Genomic DNA, 17305 nt, shown 5'->3' with positions numbered 1-17305 from the left:
GGATGAGGATTGTTTAAGGGAAGTAAGAGGAATAAAGACTGTCTAGATCGAAGTTTCGAAAAAGTGCAGTTGGGTACCTAATTAGCGTTTTCAAATTGTTCTAGAGCAGCGTTTTCCAAACGACTTACGGTTTCTTCAGGCAGCGCCAACAGGTGTAACAGTTGCTGATATGCCGATGCTTCTGCCTGGTTAATTTGGTTAGCCTTAATGACGTCATAGCTCAGCATCAGTGCCTGTTCGCGCTGGTCGGGTGTTTTCAGCTGAGGAACCAACTCTTGTAAAGGAATTCTCTTCGCTAACAAATCTTTTAACTCTGTTTTCAGTGCAACTTGTTCCTCTGGTTCATAGGCAAACTGACGACTCAGGCGATCAAGAATAATCTCTTGTTCTATGGGTTCAAAGTTGCCATCGGCCCAGGCCATAGTTGCAGCGATACGTAACAACAACATCTGGTCTGGTGTAATGGACGTCTCGGTACCTAAATATACTTCAATCACCCGAGGATCATTTTGTACCTCATCCATCGTGCCTTCACAGAGCACAGAACCTTCGTGCAGCACCGTTACCTGACGGGCAATCTGACGCACAAATTCCATGTCGTGCTCAATCACGATTACAGAATGGCTTTCGGCTAAGGCAATCAACAGTTCACCTGTGCGTTCAGTTTCTTCATCAGTAAGCCCGGCAACCGGTTCATCCACCAGGAGTAAATCTGGGGACTGGGCCACTAGCATGCCAATCTCCAGCCACTGTTTTTCGCCATGGGAGAGGAGCGCAGCAGGCTTGTCGGCCTTATGGTCAAGGCCGATGGTTTCCAGCAACCCACCCACGGTACGGCGTTCTGCTGTGGGTGTGGGCTTAAACAGAGTAGATAATACGTTCTTATCCTGGTTGCAGCATAGCTCCAGATTTTCGCGCGGGGTCAGATTAAGGTAGATGCGTGGGGTTTGGAACTTGCGGCCTATGCCTAGACGGGCAATGTTATGTTCTGAACGACCGCTGAGCTTTTTGCCTTTGAATCGGACCTTGCCGTGGGTGGGTTGGACTTTTCCAGTGATGACATCTAGGAATGTGGTTTTACCTGCGCCGTTGGGGCCAATGATGACTCGCAGCTCACCTTCGTTCATGGAGAAGGTGAGCTTATTGAGAGCTTTGAAGCCGTCGAAGCTGACGGTGAGGTTATCGATTTCGAGGATTGGGTTGGCCATGATCGTGTGTGCAATGATGGTCGCTTGCAGAGATTGGAGAAAGTGGGATGGAGGGATGTTGGATTGAGCGGTGTTGGCGTAGCAATCAATAAAAGAGCTAGCGCTTAGGCTCAACCCAACCAAGGCTTTTGGTGGTTATTTACCGGCTAATTCGCGCTGTTCGCGTTTGACATCGGGATCTAGCTCCAGATCTGGATAGGTGCTGAGCTGGGGTTGTAGACCAAACAAATCACGAATCTGGCGGACGGCATCATCACGGACCCAACCAACGATTCCCTTAGGTAGCACCGTCACCACTAGCAAGAACAGGGCTCCTTGAAAGAATAGCCACACCTCTGGAAATTGTTCACTCAGGAGAGCTTGGGCCCAGTTAACCACCAAGGCACCCAAAATCGCACCGCCAAGGGTGGCGCGACCACCCACGGCCACCCAAATCACCATTTCAATCGAGAAGGCAACGCTCATGTACTGTGGCGTGATACCGCTAGATTGAACGGTATACAAAGCACCCGCTGCTCCAGCAATACCACCTGCCACGGCGAATACCAGGACCTTAAACATGGCAGGGTTATACCCTGAAAATCTGAGGCGGTTCTCATCATCGCGAATGGCAATGAGTAGACGACCAAAGCGACCACGGGTCAACCATCGGCAAAGACCATAGGTAAGGGCAAGGACAATAACGGTGGCAACATAGAAGGCAAACTGCATGCGATCGCTACCCACCTGCTGACCAAACAGAACCGTGGTATCGGTAGTGAGACCGTTTGTACCATTGATTAGCTTTTGTTGACCATTAAAGAAGTTAAAAAACACCACCAGCATGGCCTGGGTCAAAATCGAGAAATAGACGCCTCGAATCCGGTTACGAAAGACCAGATACCCCAATAAACCAGCCACTAAACCAGGTAAGGCCACCATGGCAATGAGGGTGACTGGCAGTGAATAGAACGGCTGCCAGAACCAGGGTAGCTCTGACACACCATACAAGCCAAAAAATTCTGGCAGACCATCGCCAGCCAGATTGAGCTGCAAATGCATCGCAAAGGCATAGCCTCCCAGGGCAAAGAAAATCCCCTGGCCAAGACTCAGCAACCCGGTGTAGCCCCAAATCAGGTCAACCCCCAGGGCCACAATCGCTAACGCTAAAAACCGCCCTAGTAACCCTAAACGGAAACCAGACAGTACTAACGGCGCAACAAAGATAAGGGCAAAGGCCAGACCAATAACAATACTTGCTTCGAGGGCACGTCTGCGCTTTTTGCCTACGGGTTTTGTCGTTACCATCGTTACACCTCCACCGAGCGGCCTTTTTGTGGGAATAAGCCCGCTGGCTTAATCTGCAGAAAGGCAATAATCAGAGCAAATACTAAGACCTTGGCCATACTCGTTGTGGCAAAGAATGTCGCCGTATCAATCAGAGGCTGTAAAGACTCGCTAGAGGGCAGCATCAGTACCAAAGTGCCGGAACCAACGATGTAGGTAATGATGCCAATTAACAGAGCAGCGACAATGCTGCCGATGAGCTTACCAACCCCGCCAACGACCACCACCATAAAGGCGTCAACAATATAGTTGCTGCCTAGGTTCGGCCCTACAGAGCCCAGCAGTGTAACAGCGCAACCGGCAATGCCAGCCAGTCCGGACCCTAAGGCAAAGGTAAGGGCATCCACTCGCTTTGTAGGAATTCCCAAACAGGCACTCATGTCACGGTTTTGGGTCACCGCTCGAATCCGCAAACCCCAGGCAGATTTATTGAGAAACCAGAATGTACCCAGCAGGCAAATAATTGTCAGTGCAATGATAAAAATACGTGCAGCTGGAAATGAAAGCGTATCCGTAACACTAATACTATCCTGGAGCCACTTGGGAGCCGTTACATCTACGTTACGAGCACTAAACCAAGGTTTGGACATGGTGGGATTACCATTGAGAGAACGCCCAAACGTGATGCCAATGGCGGCAGAAAGTACTAAAACAACAAAGTTAGCCAGCTTTTGACGCGGCCCCAAGTTAGCAAACTTGTTCAAAACAGCCCGCCCACCAAAAAGCAGTACACAAATAGCCAGAATGCCAAAGGCCATAGCCCAACTAACACTGCGCACAAACTGCTGCAAAATGAGGCTGACACCCCAGGTGGCCAAGAGCGTTTCCAATGGTCGCCCATAGAGCAATCGAATGACGCTGCGTTCTAACAAGAGCCCCACCAGGGCTGCCACGATAAAAGAGAGGGGTAAAGCTAACCAAATGTAGAAGTCTTGAGCCCCATCACCTAAGGACTTAAAGCTGTTCTGGACCACATAGGTGGTGTAAGCCCCTAGCATCATTAGCTCTCCATGGGCCAGATTAATTACACCCATGAGACCAAACACAATGGCCAGACCCAGGGCAACAATCAGGAGCACTGCCCCAATGCTGATGCCGTTAAATATGCCGTTGATTAAACCGTCGAGCACGACAATTACCTGTCAAAAAAGTAAACTCTTCTTCCCTTGAACGAAAAAAGGGAAGAGCCACAGTGACTCTCCCCTGTCAGCTAACCTACAAAAGCTTTAGGCTGCTTTAAACTTGCCACCCTTAGCAGGGTCAGACCAGTCGCACGCATAGCCCTTAGTATCAGGAACAAACTGATTCCAAGGAATTGGATCAACCGGACCATCAGTCTCGGAAACAATTTCAAATAGACCGTCTTCGCGGATTTCACCAATGCGAACAGTCTTAGAAATGTGATGGTTGGGGTTCATGGTAACCGTACCACCTGGTGCGTCGAAGGTCTGGCCATAGGCTGCTTCACGTACTGCGGCAATATCAGTAGAACCCGCTTTCTCAACCGCTTGTTTCCATAGGTAAACCATGATGTAAGCGGCTTCCATGGGATCGTTGGTTACGCGCTCATCGCCATACTCAGCTTTAAAATCGGAAACCCACTTCTCGTTAGCAGGGCTTTCGACAGTTTGGAAGTAGTTCCAAGCTGCATAGTGGCCTGTCAGGAAGTCGGGGCCAATGGTGCGAACTTCTTCTTCTGCAATACTTACAGACATGACAGGATAATTATCAGGTCCCATGCCTGCACCCTTAAGCTGCTTAAAGAAGGCGACGTTACTGTCACCGTTAAGGCTGTTAAAGATCACACCGCCATCGGGTAAAGCCGCCTTAATCTTAGTGATGATGGGAGTGACCTCTGTGTTACCCAAAGGTAGATAGTCTTCACCGACAGTGTTGCCACCCTTGGCCTTGAGCTGCTCTTTAATAATGGTGTTAGCAGTACGGGGGAATACATAGTCAGAACCCACCAGGAAGAAGTCTGTGCCCTTGTTCTCAAGCAGCCAGTCTACAGCGGGCTCAATCTGTTGGTTAGGTGCCGCACCCGTGTAGAAAATGTTCTTGGAGCATTCTTGACCTTCGTACTGTACGGGGTACCACAGCATGTGGTCCTTCGCTTCAAATACGGGGAGTACCTTCTTACGGCTAGCAGAGGTCCAGCAGCCAAATACCACGGATACCTGGTCTTGGTCGATGAGCTTTTCAGCTTTCTCAGCAAAGGTATCCCAATCAGAGGCACCGTCTTCCTTAACGGCAACAATCTGTTTGCCGAGGACACCACCAGCTGCGTTAATTTCTTTAATTGCTAATTCTTCAGCGTCCACCACGGTGGTCTCACTAATGGCCATCGTGCCACTTAGAGAGTGCAGAATACCGACTTTAATTGTGTCGCCATCACCAGCGGCCGCTATCGTAGTTTCGCCTTCGGCTGGTGCAGTATCTGCAGTGGGCTCAGAAGTTCCACCACAGGCCTTTAGCAAAATGCTGGTACCCACGGCAGTGGAGCCGTACACCAAAAATTTACGTCTATTAATCCTCGTCATTGGGCGTTCCTTTCTAAAGACTCACACACCTATGGCATCAAGAACCGGCCACTGCCACAAATCAAGTGTTGCAGTTACCGTAGATACACTTATTCGCTTCGTGATGGTAAGTCTTGAGGAAAACGACGATTGTAGCCTTTGATACTTTTCGGGTTTCTGTAGATTTATTTGTTTTTGTTTGCGTTTGATCCCCGGTATTAAATGAAGCGATTATGGCTCCAATAAAGACTCGAATGTTATGTCTCAATAACCTTATCTCTTGCAAAATGAATTATTTAACTTTCTAAACAAGAGTTTAGAAACAAGAGTTTAGAAACAAGAGAAGTTTTGGCAAGAACATTACGCACCCCTATGTGAGATTTGTAACTGGCAACCGCCCGTGAAACTGAATAAATTGCTGAATGGTGTCTAGCCCCTGGCTGATTTTAAGGTTTGTAAAGACAAAGGGTTTATCGCCACGCATGGTTTTAGCGTCGCGATCCATCACCGATAAGTCAGCGCCCACCATGGGAGCCAGGTCAATTTTGTTAATCACCAGCAGGTCAGATTTAGTAATCCCTGGACCGCCTTTGCGGGGGATTTTGTCGCCAGCGGACACATCAATGACATAGAGTGTCAGATCTACCAGCTCTGGGCTAAAGGTAGCTGCTAAATTATCGCCACCGCTCTCTACAAAGATTAGGTCTAGGTCATCAAACCGGGTTTCTAGCTCCTCAATTGCCACCAGGTTAAGGGAGGCATCCTCGCGGATGGCGGTATGGGGACATCCACCGGTTTCTACACCAACAATGCGGTTATGGTCCAGTAGGGCCTGACTGCGCACTAAAAATTGGGCGTCTTCTTGGGTATAGATATCGTTGGTAACCACAGCAATGGAATAGTCATTGCGCATGGATTTGCACAGGGCATCGACGAGGGCCGTTTTACCAGAACCGACGGGGCCGGCAACACCGACACGGTAGGGGGAGGAAGTCATGGGAGCATGCCGGATAGGTAATGGAATAAATCCCAGGATAAAACCCCTATTTAATGAGCCTAGAATTTACCTTCAAAATTTTAGATTTTACGTTAGCTACGGAAGAGGCGGGTGTATAGCGTTTCGTGTTGCATGCTTGCGATCGCACCGCCCCACCCACTCACATACAGCTGATCATCTTGCAGTGCCACCATGGTGGCTGCTGCCGTCCTCAGTTCAGGAATTAGCTGTAGCAGACAGCGTTGGCCGTCGGTTTGGCCCAGGGGCACCAGCTTAACGGCTGCACCGATCAGGTTAGCAGCCCAGCTTTGCAGATAGCCGAGGGCCATGGTGTGAACATCCATTTGCCAGTGGGCGGCGATGATGCCAAAGGCAACGGCAAAATTGCAGGGGGTGCCACAGGCGTTAAATGTGGCCTGAAGCTCTGGGTGAAGTGTGAAAACCAGACGCACCAGGGCGCGACCCATGTGCCAGCTTTGCTGGCGTAGTTCAGCGGTGTCGCGGCTGGCGGTGAGCCATTGATTCCAGTAGGCAAGCTGATCAGGGCTGTTAAGGTTCTGGTGGATGCGGGTTGCGATCGCAACGTCTAAACGCACCGCCCCATAGCGTAGCTCCTGCAACAGCCAGCTGTGTAACGCCTCACCATCGGTAAGATGCCCCTGCATAACTAACGTTTCTAAGCCTTCTGAGTAGCTGAAGGCACCGACAGGTAAAGCTGGACTGCTCAACTGCAGCAGCTTTAGCAGCGCTTGCTCGTCAATGGTGATGGCCATAGGCCCCCGACTCTGGTTGAAAGGGAACAGTTTCTTCCGTGACCGTTACACCCAGCTGATGCAACATCGCTGCCAAAACCGGATCTGGCGCTAAGCGTAAGTAATCCGCCCCCACTTCCAGGGCCACATGACGATTACCCAAATGATACGCCGCCTGCAAAAGTCGCAAGGACGCCTGGGCGTTAGTCGATGGGGCCTGAACATTAGTCGATGGGGGCTGAGCGTTAGTCGAAACCCTCACGGTCATTACTGGCTCAGGCTTTGCCACAATTTTTAATACCTGACTATGGTTGCTGCCTCCCAGGCAATCACCGTGTCGTAGCGTCGTTCCACGGGGTAGTTCTAGATAGATTTCATCAGACTGGGTAGTCTCTGGCTGGGTTGTACTAAAGTCTACAGTCTCCCCTTTAGTGTCCGTAATACCACCGGAGAGACTGTAGCGATATCGTGAGCGAGTACGCTCGTCCGCCGTTAGTGCTAGTGCCAATGTTGGCTCCAGTGCTGAAGATACTTTTTGAGTAAAAACGTACACCGAGATTCTATCTACGCATTGCTTTTACAGCATGCCACATGCTCACCCTATCCCCTAATCAAAACACGCGCACTGATTTATGCCGCCCGCCAAACTGTCACAAATTCATGCGGATTTTCCAAATTCGGAAATGAGGTAAATACCAACAGCGGCATCCGTATTTTCTACTAGTTTAATTCAGCATTTGATACGAATCTCACAGACGCCACTAGCACAGTCAACGAAGTTCAGATTTTCATCCGCCAATTACTTCTCGTTAGTTATGGCTTCTCAGACTCAACTCGTTCCCTCAATGGCTCCTTCTCCAGTTGCAGTAATCGATGATTCTAATGACTCTTTTAACATGCGGGCAGCTCTATTAATAGCTGCCATTGAAAATTCCACATTTGGCCTTGTGATTGTTTCTCAAAATGGAACTATTCTTCTCAAGAACAAACGTGCTCAATCACTACTTAAGAAGATGTCGTGCCCATCGTCCAGCAATATTCCTGATATTCTCTGGCAATCATGCCAAAGTCTTATGGAAAACCAAAATGAAGTCTCAGATCTCTTTCCCACACATTACACCATTGTTTTAGAGGATGAGCTTGTCACTGAGCATGGCAGTATCCATTTGCGAGCCCAATGGTTTGATTGGGAGAATACTGGCTATCAGCCTAGTAATTGTTTCCTAATTACATTAGAAGACCGCCAACATTCTCTCACTGTGATTGCCAATCAAGAGGCCCAGCGCTATGGTCTCACCACTCGTGAGACCGATGTATGGTGTCTAAAACGGATGGGTAAAAGTTACAAGGAAATTGCCAGCGCACTATTTATTTCTGAAAATACTGTCAAGAAACACTTGAAGAACATTTATTCAAAGAAAGAACAGTCTACTTGGTAGGCACAGTCAACTCAGTAGATTTAAACAGGAAGAAAACAGCATGCACCTATAAAAGGTTCCATGCTGTTTTTTCTTGCTTCACCTCAAAGGCACTCAACACCCTGTTTCGTCAGCTGTTTCAAGTGATTTTAGAAAGCCTGATGTTAAACGGTATCAGGCTTTCGCCAGCAGCTTAAACGTACTGGAAGCTAGAGCTCGATAGATTCAGGTTGCCTGCGCCTTGAATGACAGCAATCAGCTCATCCTTTTGGCCAGCCCCATTATCAATAAATAGAGCTTGACCATTGGGTACACCCTTTGGAGAAGATCCTAAACGATAGTCATGATCGTTGCTCAGCTGAATGATGTCTCCTTGACCAGCTTTGAAATCCTTGATTAGGGCGTAGTTGTTTAGCCCACTGGTTTTGGCTTTGCCATCATCGTAGAAAGCGCCAGCTTTGTTACCTAAAACAAAGGTATCGCGACCGTTACCACCCGTCATAATGTCTTTCTCGGTTGCACGCTTTCTAAAGGAGGTCCCTTGTAAACGGTCATTACCGTCACCACCGACTAGAACATCCGACTGTGTTCCGCCTAGCAGCCGATCATTGCCAGCACCACCATAGAGCTTGTCATTTAAAGAGCCACCATGGAGCGTGTCATCGCCATCTCCGCCTTTCAGGATATCTCTTCCGGCATTACCGTAAATCGTATCATTGCCCCCTTGTCCGTCGATGACGTCATTGCCGCTCCTGCCAAAAATTCGTTGGCTTTTCGAGCTACCAAACAACTTGTCAGCCTTGTTAGTTCCTCTAATAACAGAGTTGTTATTTGAGTTGGAAGGTGGTTTGGGGTTGGTGGGATTTGAGGGTGGCTTGGGTGTAGTTGGGTTTGAAGGTGGATTAGGTGAAGATGTTTCAATTGTTCCCTTACCAAACACCTGGGTCCAATAACTGTTGTAGTTAACACTACCCGTATCATTTTCTAAGAAATAATACCCGATGCCAATTTCGTTATAGTTAGAATTTAGCAGGTTGGCGCGGTGGCCAGGGCTGTTAATCCATCCATCAACTACATCTTGGGCAGAACGATATCCCGCTGCAATATTCTCTCCAACAAATCCAGATTCATAGCCTGCATTTTTAGCTCGATCTGCAGGGCTTGATCCATTTTGACCCTGATGGCTAAAAAAGTCTTTTTGGGCCATGTCCTTGCTATGCTGATCTGCAGCTTTGTTCAAGCTTTGATCAAAAACAAGAGGCTTTAAACCATTTTGCGCACGAAACTCATTGGTAAGTTCAAGAACTTCCCGTTCAAATGCGTTGATTTGCATGTTCTTTGCTTTTTTAAAGGATTAGGTTGAAAAGTGGTACCTGTACCCCGTTGAGAATTCACTACTTCCCCTAGCCCTTAAATCTCAGCTAGTATAACTAACTCGATTTAACTTAACTGCCGTAGATACGGCACCGTTGTTCATAGCAAAACCATCAAGGGGTTCTCTAGCGTTGAACACACTTAGTAGAATGAGTCACCTATGCGATCGCAACAATTGCAACCTTGCCACTGCCTCAGGTCATCACAATATGAAATATCCAACTCTGGAGGCAATTGGGAACTTTTGTATGGCCCTAATACCTATCACTCTATAACGGCATTAGGTTGAGGATAAACTAGTCGGCTAGGATCTCCCCTTTGTTGTTGTGGCGATCTGCACCTGTGATTCATCATAGAAACTGATTCTCATAAATGTCAACAGTTCAAGACTATTTGACAGTGATTTAAATCTTTTCAAGCCTGAAAAGCCCTGTGAATAAAAGGTTTTTCCCATTTATAAGTATAGCTGATGAGAGTTTTTAAAAGCTGCAAATGTCCCATGATATTGAGACGCATACTTTAAAGAAAACCTTGTGACCCACGTGCCAGTTGGAGAAGTCATACAAACTCCTCCGGATTCCCGAAGCAGAAACAAACACCTTCAATAGCCATGGAGAGCAGTCTTCAAGCATATTGTCCCCATAAAATGTCATGGGCTTCCCAGAGCCAGACTAAAGCAGCATAACCAAACACCGCTTAATATAGTAAGAAAATAGCCATTGTATAGCTAGCTCACGCCTATGCTGCCCAAAGACGACCTACTCAAGGGTGTTGAAAACACCGGAACCCTAACCCGTGTAATTGATCAAGCCGATCAGTCTATTCGTACATGGGAGCCGGTCACAACTGATTTTCTGTCACCACCAGAGCTTTACGAAGCCCAAGCCATATTTGGTCGTCTTACCGATATTCATACCCAGGCCCACGGAGGGTACCCCCAGGCCGAACGGCAGCGCCTGACCATAGCACGAACTGAAATTCCGTTAGCAGGACAAGCGCTTCCCTTAGCATTACTTAGCGTAGCGGGTAACTTTTTGTTTGATACAGCAACTCACCGGGACTTTTTGGGCGCATTATTGGGCACCGGCATTGTGCGGGAAAAAGTGGGGGACATCATTGTCTTGGGTGAACGCGGTGCCCAACTAATTGTTGTTCCGGAGCTGGTGGAATTTTTAGAAATAAGCCTGACCCAGGTACGCTCAGTACCCGTTAAAACAAAACCCATTGACTGGAGTGAGTTAAGAGTACGTGAACCCAAGAAAAAAGAAATCACAACTGTCGAAGCTTCTATGCGCTTAGATGCTGTAGCGTCAGCAGGATTTGGCATGTCCCGCAGCAAAATGGCAGACATGATTACTGCGGGCGATGTTCGAGTCAATTGGAAAACGATTCCCCAATCCAGTCATGGGCTAAAATCTGGTGATCTAGTCGCTATTCGCGGTAAAGGTAGACTGGAAATTGGCGATGTGATGATCACCAAAAAACAGCGCTACCGCATAGGCTTGACTCGGTATGTTTAGGCAGTCGCTATCTGGATGGCAAAATAAATCAATGACTGTGCACCCAATGCTGACTCACAATCAAGGCGGGTGAGAAACGCTACATTGAATCACAAAACTGCGAGGGGTCAAGAAAGAACCCATGGGTTCTTTCTTGACCCCTCGTAATTAAACCAGACTTGATTACAAAAGTGAGAATAGGCAAGCCTAAACCTAAAACACCTATCGTTTAGTTTCCTAAGATTTAGTTTTCTCGGACAGCCATACCAAACACATTAATATTGGCAATCCGCAGTTGATCCAGAGCCTGGTTGATTAGATTTTGCTTAATCTGACCAGGGTTCGTAACAATTAACATGCCATCTGCTTGCTCAGCAACCAGATATGCATCGGATTGACCCAGCAAGGATGGTGCATCGAATACAACTAAGTCAAATTTGGTTTTCAACTGTTGAAGTAGGCCTTGAACACGCTTAGTTGTTAAGATATGGCCCGCATCGTGACCTTTTGTTCCGGCACAGAGAACCTTAAGCCCATCAATAGGTTCATGGAGAAACGTATTTTTGGTAATGGAACTAGGATCAATCGAAGCCAGATCAGTGAGACCTGCATCATGGGGTAATTTAAGATAGCTGTGAATCTTAGGATTACGTAGATTAGTATCCACCAGCAGTACCCGTTGCCCCATCAAGGCAGCTGCTTCAGCCAAGTGAATGGCAGCAATTGATTTACCCTCATTATCCATCACAGAGCTAACCACGACCGACGTTAATGGTTGCTCTACACTGCTGAGTCTCAGGTTAGTGTAAAGGGAGCGAAACGCCTCCATAAATGGATCCTCAGTGTAAGATGCCGACCCGTTGCTTAAAGACGTTTTCGCTTGGGCATCGCCTACAGAAGACTTATTGACAGATAACTGTAACGCTTTGACAGGTTCTAGAATATCTTTTTCAACCAGTTGAGGCGTGGGGATCTTGCCTAAGATAGGCAATTGTATGACCCGTTGAATTTCTTTATCTGAATACAGAACCCCGGATGATTTATCCATCAAGAGGGCCATGATCGAACCCACTAATAATCCCAGGGTACCGCCCAGTAATAAGTTCTGCACCATGCTCACAGCCTGGGAGCTGGGTTGTGTTGGCGGGGTGACAATTTCCCAGGGAATTTCTCGCTGAGCCTCATCAATTTCTAAAGCCGCTTGCTTTGCTAAAAACTGATTCAGGTTTTCTGTGGCAATGCCTAGCTCCCGTTGAATTTCTAAATAGTCTCTCGAAATTCCTGAAAGGTCATCAACACCTGAGCTCAACCCCTGCAATGTTTGATTCAATGCCCGTTCCTGTGATTCTAGCTCTTGCAGCTGACTGATCAGATCTCTCTGGGATTGTTCCCCCTGTTGTTGCAGTAGCGCTAATAAATTCTGACGTTGCTCTTTGAGCACTTCCATATCAGGGCTACTGTCTAGATAAAGTGTGGAGGCCTCAGCAATTTTGGTATCTAGATCCAACAACTGATTAAGTAGCGTCTGATATCTGGGGTTTTGAGCTAATGCAGAGGAAGACGCCTGTTCTTGAGGCCCACTCAGCTGGCCGCGGAGACTATCGTAGGTCGCCCGATTTTGCTCCAGCTGTATTTGCAGGTCAAGCTGTTGTTTAGAGAAGGCATTTACCTGCCCTGATAGTTGAGCTCCACGGGAATCGGGATCAATAATATTGTGCTCTAAACGCAGTGATTGCAGCTGATCTTGCAAAGACTCTACCTTATTGACCAGATCAGGTAGCTTTTTCTCAACAAACTCAATTGCTCGGCGAATATCAGCCTGTTTTGACTCTAAGCTATAGGCAAGATAGGCTTGAGACACTAGGTCTAAGATAACCCGAACAGTCTGTGGATCAGGATCTTGCAATGTTACCTGAATGATGTCTGAATTCTTGCCGAGCTGCTTTACCTTTAAACGACTAGTAACCAGCTGGTAGCAAGGATCATAACTGAGCTCCAATGGTTCTGACTGCGTGGCTGCTGGAGGACAGAAATTAGGATATCGATCTCTAATGCCTTCAATAACAGGTTGTAAGACCTTAGGCCCTCTTAAAATCTTGAGTAGGTCTCCATCAACGGCCACTTGTTCTTGGCTTGTGATTGTTTCAGGAACGTTCGAGATGACCTCGGTCTCAGTACTTTGAGCCTGTACTAAAATTTCAAAACTGCCATTATAGACGGGTTTGGTAGTTATCACTTTAACCGCAGCCAAGCCCATGGTCACAACTGTCATGCCAGCGATGATCCACCACTTACGCTGTAGTGTTTTAAGGAGACCGCCAACATTTAGACCACCTTCATCTTCTGTCGTTGGTAGACGATCTTGAGGGGTCCATGGGGGTGAAGAGGGGAGGGTATCGGCTCTCATAGGTAGAAGATAATTATAATAGAGGTGAATTGTGCAAGATTAAAAGTGAAAATTCAGAGTTCTTGACTATCTCTGCCTAATCGAGTATATCCAGGAATCTTAGGGGAGAGAAGACATTCCTAATCACTTGTCCAACTGGCTCTAGTACAGCTCCAATATCATCGGTTACACGAGCTAGAGCATTGGGATTAACGATAACGACATCGTTATTTTGCAAGATAGGATTATTCTCGTCATTAATTGCTTGAGCAAAGTCCACCGGAATCGTTTCACGGGCAACGGTGCCATCCGCGTTGAGTCTGATCAATTCCGCTTCACCTTTTCTGGCACGACGGTTAAACCCACCAGCTGCAAGAATCGCTTGGCTGAGAGAGGTGTCAGGGGGTAACTCAATGACTCCTGATCGGCTTACTTCCCCGACAACGTTAACGCGAATTGAGTTAGGTGATAGGCTGGAACCTGCAACTGTCGGTACTTCAGCAGGGTTCAAAGCTGTTGCGACTGGAACAAAGATAGTATCGTTAGGCTGCAGCACGACATCTTGATAGATATCCCCTACTTCCAGCAATTTCCACAAATCAACATCAATAACCTGGGTCTCACCAGAACGGGTCGGGCGCACAACTTGCACCTTGCGAATATCGGCTCTGGGTTTGATGCCGCCAGCCAATTGTAGCGCTCGCGTCACCGTAGTGGGGGTTGACGAGCTAGAAGAGGCACCCGGAACACCAGCATCTCCAGTGCTAGCCCGACCTCCTTGCAGTGTATATGGACCTGGACGATAAACCTCACCAATCACAGCCACATTAATGGGCTGACTGACGCTGGCGGCAAAACTAGCATCTGCTAAAAAAGAGGCTTCTTGTAGAGAGAGGGTACCTGTGGGGATAAAAATAGAATCTCCATCTCTTAATGATATATCGTACTGGGAGTTACCAGTTTCTAGCAGCTCCCACAGATCAACGGTGAATGTCTGTTGTTCTCCATTACGTCCAGGGCGCTGGATCTGAATGTCCCGAATAGCCGCAACTTGCGTAACCCCCCCAGCCCGTTCTAGTAACTGGCTTAATCTGGGGGCCTGGGTCCCGGTTTGAGTCAGGGTGTAGGAGCCAGGGCTGTTGATTTCACCTGAAATACCAACTTGTAGAGGTCGTCTATTTAATAGACTGAGGGTAATTAAGGGACGCTTGAGATACTGACCGTACTGACTAGACAACAACTCTGTGGTTTCGCCTAACGTCAGACCCGCTACGTTTATAGGCCCCACGAGGGGTAAGTTAAGAGTGCCATCCACAAGGACTTCACTCTCGCCACTGTATTGCGGCACTCTAAAGATATCGACACGAACTACATCACCAGCACCTAATGTATAAGATGTTTCAGATGGTGGTGCAATGGCCTCTGATGTGGGTGCAGCACTGCGGCTTGTGGGGACTTCTCTATTACGATCCAACCCTGGCAATGGTTGAAGCTGAGCATTTGCTGGAGAGGTAGAGATACCCATTGCACAGAGTGCAAAACAGAGTAGGGCTAGGTTTTGCTGGGACAGGCGACGATTAAACATAGGTATCAAACAGATTGCAATGTGAGAAGTTAGAACACAAGCTTCGAACACACTGTATTCAGGCCATAAGCTATAAGCCTTTAGGGGTGTATCAGTTTTCTGTGTGAATCTACACCAATCCGTTTAATTTTGAAATCGCTGCCATTAATTTCACATATTTTCTGGCAGCAAAATCCTTGTAACCCTTGATCTGCCGTACATTATTGCCTGTTGTTATCTATATAAGTAAATAGGTCTCATCAAGACAATAGCCGTAGTTATAAAAATGCCCGTAAAACTGAACAATCGATTTGTAGAGATCCATTGTGCAACTTAAATAGATGACCACTGCCGCTAATGACAAATCATTTTTTTTTGTCTATACTGGCTGCAAAGCAAGGGTGTTTATGAAATAAAAACGTGTGTTTATAAAGCAATTATGAAGTATAGATTGCTTTCCCACTGAGAAAATGTGTTTTTATCATATGACGACACCTATTAGCAAGGAATTTGTCAATATGTAACGTAGGATGAATCGGCAGGTTTATCTTCGTGTACCCAACCCCAAATCTACAACGGCTAGAAGGTCTACCATATTCGTTTCAGGGTCTCTGAGTTTTATCGCGTTAATTAAACATGACTAACAGATAATTCTCCTGAGGTTGCTACCAGCCATTGAATAGAGTGTTGTTCTGTGTATTATCTACCTAAATCTTTGGTAAAGATTTACACGGGGCTCAGGGTTTACGCTACCAAGGAAGTTTTTCCATAGGTCTTTTAGTCTAAATCAGTCTTTTAGACTAAACAGATTTATCTAAGTAAATGGATAAAATGCTTGGATTAAGGGTGTTCTGAAGATAATCTTCCAAACTTCGTCAGTCTTACGTTCAAGGCAGCAGTAACGCAGCAGTGACTTTTATTACATGTAGATGCTCTAGTGCATCACTGCGAATAAACCTTCTTAAATCATTTAGTTCTCTTAATGTACTTACAGTAGTGCAAGTTTGATAAATTTGATTTTAAGAAAGCAGATTTATCAATAAAGATTCATAGGTTTATTCGATTTTGTGCGATCGCATTAGAAACAGAAGTTTTTGTAATCCGCCCTCAACAAAAATCGAGAATCATTATGCTGTATTCGACTACTAAGTCTAACCTTACTGGTCTTTGGAAGAGACGCACAAAAAAACTGGAAAAGCAGAGTGTGATTGGTTTTCCAGTTACAGCAGAACCCTTTGAGGCCCAAATTAATACGATGTTAGGTTGGGCACATCAGCGACTCAGTAAAGTCGTGTGTGTGGCAAATGTCCACATGTTAGTTGAGGCCAAATACAATGAAGGCTTTGCCTGGGTCTTACATAGAGCCGATATGCTCACGCCGGATGGTATGCCCCTAGTATGGCTAACCAGTCGCCTGAGAAAGCGCAAGCAAGATCGAGTCGCAGGAATGGATATTTTTCTTAGCCTGTGCGAAAAAGCATCTAAAGAAAATATCAGCATCTTTTTCTTAGGCTCTACTCCTGATGTGCTGTGGAGTATGGAACAACGGCTCAAGCGAGAGTATCCTAACTTAAAGATTGCAGGTATGGTATCGCCACCCTTTAGACCACTCACCCGTGATGAAGATGCGGCCTTAGTTAAGGAGATCAACGATAGTGGAGCTGGCTTGGTACTGATATCGTTGGGCTGTCCTAAGCAGGAGTGGTGGATGCATCATCACAAAGGCCGGATCCAGTCAGTTATGGTGGGTATAGGTGGTGTATTTCCGATTTTTGCTGGTGAGAAGAAGTGGGCCCCTGTTTGGGTGCAAAAGAACGGCCTGGAATGGCTATATCGCTTAGTACAAGAGCCAGGCAGACTTTGGAAGCGCTATGCCAAAACAATCCCCTTATTTTTGTTGTTGGCCTTTAAGCAACTGGTTAAGGTGAAGTTAGGATTAGAGCCTAGATTTGGTTGCCCTCAAGTAAACGTTGCGTTTGGGATGCATGGTAGACGATAGCCCAAAACATTAGGTGATTTGATAGAACGCTTTCAGTAGAAAGCTTTCTATCGCTTGTAGCCCATTGAGGACATGGAACAGCTCGATGGGCTATTTGAGCTGTCTGAAGCAATGCTGAAAATCAGATAGTTGCTTGATGAAGCAACTGTTTTAGTAATAGCTAAATGATGTGGTTTAGGTAAAGCTATGGGTTGCTTTTCGGTGTTTCTGACCTTTCCCGAAAATCGCTTTACATTAGGAAAACTATAGTGTGATGCGTATAG

13 protein-coding genes are annotated in these 17305 nt (G+C 46.8%); 3 read left to right on the top strand and 10 right to left on the bottom strand.

The window, feature by feature from the left end; translation table 11 throughout:
• Window positions 1-77 precede the first annotated feature (77 nt).
• From urtD to SPB21_RS31100, 7 genes are all read right to left on the bottom strand, one after another.
• Complete coding sequence (gene urtD / locus SPB21_RS31130) at window positions 78-1208, bottom strand: urea ABC transporter ATP-binding protein UrtD (RefSeq protein ID WP_499868950.1); 1131 nt, start codon at window positions 1206-1208, stop codon at window positions 78-80.
• Between the two features lie 135 nt (window positions 1209-1343).
• The gene (gene urtC, locus SPB21_RS31125; RefSeq protein ID WP_163669925.1) at window positions 1344-2495 is read right to left on the bottom strand and encodes an urea ABC transporter permease subunit UrtC; all 1152 of its coding nucleotides are present in this window, start codon (window positions 2493-2495) and stop codon (window positions 1344-1346) included.
• A gap of 2 nt (window positions 2496-2497) precedes the next feature.
• Window positions 2498-3664, bottom strand: coding sequence for an ABC transporter permease subunit (locus SPB21_RS31120; RefSeq protein WP_163669927.1), 1167 nt, complete (start codon window positions 3662-3664; stop codon window positions 2498-2500).
• Window positions 3665-3760: 96 nt separating this feature from the next.
• Window positions 3761-5074 (bottom strand): urea ABC transporter substrate-binding protein, encoded by a 1314-nt coding sequence (gene urtA / locus SPB21_RS31115; RefSeq protein ID WP_163669929.1) that lies wholly within the window; start codon window positions 5072-5074, stop codon window positions 3761-3763.
• 349 nt (window positions 5075-5423) lie between these two features.
• Window positions 5424-6050, bottom strand: coding sequence for an urease accessory protein UreG (gene ureG / locus SPB21_RS31110; protein WP_163669931.1), 627 nt, complete (start codon window positions 6048-6050; stop codon window positions 5424-5426).
• 92 nt (window positions 6051-6142) lie between these two features.
• Window positions 6143-6823, bottom strand: coding sequence for an urease accessory protein UreF (locus SPB21_RS31105; RefSeq protein ID WP_499868948.1), 681 nt, complete (start codon window positions 6821-6823; stop codon window positions 6143-6145).
• Complete coding sequence (locus tag SPB21_RS31100; RefSeq protein ID WP_499868947.1) at window positions 6807-7310, bottom strand: urease accessory protein UreE; 504 nt, start codon at window positions 7308-7310, stop codon at window positions 6807-6809. The genes SPB21_RS31105 and SPB21_RS31100 overlap by 17 nt, the downstream gene beginning before the upstream one ends.
• A 307-nt stretch (window positions 7311-7617) precedes the next feature.
• Here SPB21_RS31100 and SPB21_RS31095 point away from each other — a divergent pair, with 307 nt between their 5' ends.
• Window positions 7618-8241, top strand: coding sequence for a helix-turn-helix transcriptional regulator (locus SPB21_RS31095; RefSeq protein ID WP_163669937.1), 624 nt, complete (start codon window positions 7618-7620; stop codon window positions 8239-8241).
• A gap of 172 nt (window positions 8242-8413) precedes the next feature.
• On the opposite strand, the gene SPB21_RS31090 is transcribed toward SPB21_RS31095, so the two are convergent.
• Window positions 8414-9553: a CAP domain-containing protein gene (locus SPB21_RS31090; RefSeq protein WP_499868945.1), complete on the bottom strand. Its 1140-nt coding sequence runs from the start codon at window positions 9551-9553 to the stop codon at window positions 8414-8416.
• 781 nt (window positions 9554-10334) lie between these two features.
• Here SPB21_RS31090 and SPB21_RS31085 point away from each other — a divergent pair.
• Entirely contained in the window at window positions 10335-11114 is a 780-nt protein-coding gene (locus SPB21_RS31085) for a photosystem II electron transport protein, Sll1252 family (protein WP_499868943.1), read from the top strand.
• Between the two features lie 223 nt (window positions 11115-11337).
• On the opposite strand, the gene SPB21_RS31080 is transcribed toward SPB21_RS31085, so the two are convergent.
• Entirely contained in the window at window positions 11338-13500 is a 2163-nt protein-coding gene (locus tag SPB21_RS31080) for a GumC family protein (RefSeq protein ID WP_163669942.1), read from the bottom strand.
• A 76-nt stretch (window positions 13501-13576) separates the two neighbouring features.
• On the bottom strand, window positions 13577-15004 hold the full coding sequence (locus tag SPB21_RS31075; RefSeq protein WP_250565164.1) for a polysaccharide biosynthesis/export family protein: 1428 nt from the start codon (window positions 15002-15004) through the stop codon (window positions 13577-13579).
• Between the two features lie 1168 nt (window positions 15005-16172).
• On the opposite strand from SPB21_RS31075, the gene SPB21_RS31070 reads away from it, so the two are divergent.
• Window positions 16173-17042 carry a WecB/TagA/CpsF family glycosyltransferase gene (locus SPB21_RS31070; protein ID WP_163669946.1) on the top strand — a complete coding sequence of 290 codons (870 nt, stop codon included), beginning with the start codon at window positions 16173-16175 and terminating at the stop codon, window positions 17040-17042.
• Window positions 17043-17305 lie beyond the last annotated feature (263 nt).

This window comes from Leptothoe sp. ISB3NOV94-8A (assembly GCF_043421595.1).
Classification (GTDB): Bacteria; Cyanobacteriota; Cyanobacteriia; order Phormidesmidales; family Phormidesmidaceae; genus Leptothoe; species Leptothoe turfae.
Note: the sequence above shows the minus strand (reverse complement) of the source record. Positions and strands in the feature narration are given on the sequence as shown.

What these genes read in the sequence shown, in the direction of transcription:
- urtD (WP_499868950.1), bottom strand. Translation starts at nt 1,208, where the DNA reads ATGGCCAACCCAATCCTCGAAATCGATAACCTCACCGTCAGCTTCGAC.
- urtC (WP_163669925.1), bottom strand. Translation starts at nt 2,495, where the DNA reads ATGGTAACGACAAAACCCGTAGGCAAAAAGCGCAGACGTGCCCTCGAA.
- urtA (WP_163669929.1), bottom strand. Translation starts at nt 5,074, where the DNA reads ATGACGAGGATTAATAGACGTAAATTTTTGGTGTACGGCTCCACTGCC.
- ureG (WP_163669931.1), bottom strand. Translation starts at nt 6,050, where the DNA reads ATGACTTCCTCCCCCTACCGTGTCGGTGTTGCCGGCCCCGTCGGTTCT.
- SPB21_RS31105 (WP_499868948.1), bottom strand. Translation starts at nt 6,823, where the DNA reads ATGGCCATCACCATTGACGAGCAAGCGCTGCTAAAGCTGCTGCAGTTG.
- SPB21_RS31095 (WP_163669937.1), top strand. Translation starts at nt 7,618, where the DNA reads ATGGCTTCTCAGACTCAACTCGTTCCCTCAATGGCTCCTTCTCCAGTT.
- SPB21_RS31090 (WP_499868945.1), bottom strand. Translation starts at nt 9,553, where the DNA reads ATGCAAATCAACGCATTTGAACGGGAAGTTCTTGAACTTACCAATGAG.
- SPB21_RS31085 (WP_499868943.1), top strand. Translation starts at nt 10,335, where the DNA reads ATGCTGCCCAAAGACGACCTACTCAAGGGTGTTGAAAACACCGGAACC.
- SPB21_RS31080 (WP_163669942.1), bottom strand. Translation starts at nt 13,500, where the DNA reads ATGAGAGCCGATACCCTCCCCTCTTCACCCCCATGGACCCCTCAAGAT.
- SPB21_RS31075 (WP_250565164.1), bottom strand. Translation starts at nt 15,004, where the DNA reads ATGGGTATCTCTACCTCTCCAGCAAATGCTCAGCTTCAACCATTGCCA.
- SPB21_RS31070 (WP_163669946.1), top strand. Translation starts at nt 16,173, where the DNA reads ATGCTGTATTCGACTACTAAGTCTAACCTTACTGGTCTTTGGAAGAGA.